The organism is Infirmifilum sp. (genome assembly GCF_049970975.1).
Classification (GTDB): domain Archaea; phylum Thermoproteota; class Thermoprotei; order Thermofilales; family Thermofilaceae; genus Thermofilum; species Thermofilum uzonense.
In genome coordinates this window covers 1-2,922 of record NZ_JBMFLX010000148.1, presented here as the reverse complement: position 1 = coordinate 2,922, position 2,922 = coordinate 1, and the positions used below count along the sequence as shown (strand labels likewise).

Here is a 2,922-nt window from a genome sequence, read left to right as displayed (position 1 = left end):
AAAAATATTTAAAAATATCCCAGGATACACACGTTACCCGTAAGCTCCCCCTCCCTCGAGGAGGAGTTCGATGAAGACCTTTCCTAACGCGCCCCTCCCGATCTACTTAAACACCGTGGGAGGCAGGGAAGCAAGGACGCCTTACGAGGACTTCTACCTTAGGCTCCTGGAGAAATATAGGGTTTACACCGACGTGCTTGTGCTCGATGAGCTCATCTACGTGAGCAGGAAGAAATACGGAATCCCCTACGAGCTCTCAATCGAGTTAGTTGAGTCGATAGTTCTCCCCTACGTTACCCTGATCGATGTGGGAGAGGAGGAGTACAACCATGCTGTTGAGGCCATGAAAGAAGGTCTAAGGCCATCAAAGGTAATCCACATAGGGGCGATGAGGAGCAACGGAGTTGAGCTTATAATAACCGAGGATTCTGATTTCGACAGGGTAAAGGGGATAAAGAGGATCTGGATGAGGTAACATAAAATAAGGCTTGCTGATATTCCACAACCTCCCGACCGAGTGGAGCGTTGATGATATTAGGACTATTACTGTCACAGTTAAGAATACAGGTGGAAATGACGCAACCAATGTCAAGTCAGGCATAGGCTGGTCTGATCTCCTCAAGACATTGAGGAATCATCTAAGCTCATTTTTTAGCCTTTATGCTTGTTGTGATAAGATGGCTCTCTTTAAGGGCAATACTTGACATTAAGCACAAGCTAGATTTGTGTTGCTCAACCAGAGCTTGAGCGTTGAGCAGGATAACGTTTTCATTGCTTAATTCTTCTGAAATTAGAGCTAAAGTAAAGGTTATAAGGGAGGATCTTTTTAAACCTACTAGATCTGGTAATGCGGCAAGAGCCCGAGAACTCCTGAAGGGGGTGCAAACGTGAATACCAAGTTGCATCTTATGCTTCTTCTCTTGACTCTTTTATCTATTAATCTAGTAGCTGTATTGTATGCGCAAGAAGTTGAAGAAGTTGAAGTCATTAAAAACGGGGATTTTGCTCAAGGCTTCCTCTACTGGGATATATATCCTAAGGCGCATTTCTCAGCCGGGGTATTTAGTTTTACCGGCGGGTTTCTATGCCTGGAAAAAATCGAGATCTCTGCTTTGAGGTTTTTTATACATGAGCCTGTGAAGACTCTAGCGATGGTTAGCCAAGAAGTTATGATCCCAGAGGCGGATATGGGAGAGCTGTCATTCATAATAATAATGAATCATTGGAATAAGAAAAAATTGAAAATAAATGTACTCTTTATTAGTGGGAGTAATAAAACTACAGATCTTTCTGGTTGGGTCTCATTGGATGGACTTCCTGAAACAAAGCTATGTAATGAATATTCGCTTTTCTACCTCAAATATGATATGACTCCGTTTTCAGGCGCTAAAGGAAGGCTTGTCATTCAATTCCTTGTCGAACCTGAGTATTATGACTTTAAATTTTATCTCACAAGAGTGTCAATTAGAGTAAAAAAGCCAATTTATTACCCGGTTAGAATACATGATCCACTAGGTGTAGCCTTGGGAAGTGGTACGTATAAATCAGGTTCAAAAATAAGCGTTAGAGTTACATCTAATATGGTAACTTTACAAAATAGAACTAGGTACGTGTTTCAAGGGTGGGTTGGATCTATAACCTCTAATGCATCCATTGTAGATTTAACAGTGGATTCTCCCAAGGAGCTTTCAGTAGTTTGGCTTAAAGAGTACTACGTGAGTTTCAACCCACCGTACTCTCACTGTTCAGGTTGGTACAAAGCGGGTGCGGCTGTTAATTGTAGCATTTATAAAATTCTCGACTACAAAAATAGAACCAGAGATATCTTCGTTGGCTTATTCGCTGATAATAAATCAATTAACAGTATTATCGCTTACGCGCCAGTGAATATATCTGCTGTTTATAAGAGACAGTACCTTGTAGAGACCCGAGCTATTGCTGAAGTGTCCGGTCTCTCCTTCGGGCTTGATCCTCAGTTGATCGAGGGGGGTGGCTGGTATGATGCTGGCTCCACAGCCTTAGTGAAAGCTCCGAGAGCGCTGTGGATCGATCGCGGATCGATCCTTCCGTTGACTTTCGAAGAGTGGAGGGACAGCATATCCTTCAAGCAGGAAGTGGTTCAACTTAAGGTTGACTCGCCGAAAGTTCTAGTAGCAGTGTATAAAGTTCAAAGGATTCTTTTACCTGCTATTTTAGCTTTAGCTTTCCTCATGCTCACAGCAATTGTTATTTTCCGGGGACCTGAAAAGGTGAAGAATTATGTAAGTGGACTCTCTATTAGGATTAAAAGAAGGAGGACTGCAACTATGACTGTTGAGAATGTTGTGAGGAATATTGAGTCTTTCCGTAGATGGCTAGGTAACCGTGAACAAGTGCATGCAGACAAGGTTCTGACAATGCTTAAAAAACATGTTGAGGGTCCGCTGAAAAGTCTCGAGGACTACTTCGGTGATACTTATCAATTTAAAGAGCTGATGAAGGAGGTGCATGCTTGGGCCGGTGTGTTGGAGTCCAGAAGAGGGAGTATACTAGGCAAAAAGGACATCGAAGAGCTCGTCCTTGCTGCCGAAATTTGGGTTGTGAGCTGCCGTAACCTTCACTACGAGTTAGATAGATGATTTATAATTTTAGAGATCTGCCTTACTAATTAGGGTGATGTCATTGGGCATTCTTGAGACTTTCCATCTTAGAAACTTTGCTGGTTATTTGGCCTGAAACCTCATCCAGCTTGACCAAAAATCTGAGGTTCAGCAGTCTGACAATTCAGGGATGTTCTCAGGAATTTTCTCCAGCATTCCACCCTCCTTTTTGAATTCTTTTAGATATTCCCGGTGGATACATGGTCCTAGATCCTCCCCCGAAGTAGAGGTTGTTAAATACCTGAACGATTGGGAAGCGAGCTGCCGGAGAGGGTAGAGCAAG

2 protein-coding genes are annotated in these 2,922 nt (G+C 42.8%); both read left to right on the top strand.

Annotated elements, in window-relative coordinates; genetic code table 11:
- Positions 1-70: 70 nt before the first annotated feature.
- Positions 71-475: a type II toxin-antitoxin system VapC family toxin gene (locus tag ACP5KC_RS09780; protein ID WP_428287439.1), complete on the top strand. Its 405-nt coding sequence runs from the start codon at positions 71-73 to the stop codon at positions 473-475.
- Positions 476-887: 412 nt separating this feature from the next.
- Positions 888-2,618 (top strand): hypothetical protein, encoded by a 1,731-nt coding sequence (locus ACP5KC_RS09775; protein ID WP_428287438.1) that lies wholly within the window; start codon positions 888-890, stop codon positions 2,616-2,618.
- Positions 2,619-2,922 lie beyond the last annotated feature (304 nt).

Bases quoted from the DNA above. Each gene is read 5' to 3' on its own strand.
- ACP5KC_RS09780 (WP_428287439.1), top strand. From the start codon at position 71: ATGAAGACCTTTCCTAACGCGCCCCTCCCGATCTACTTAAACACCGTG.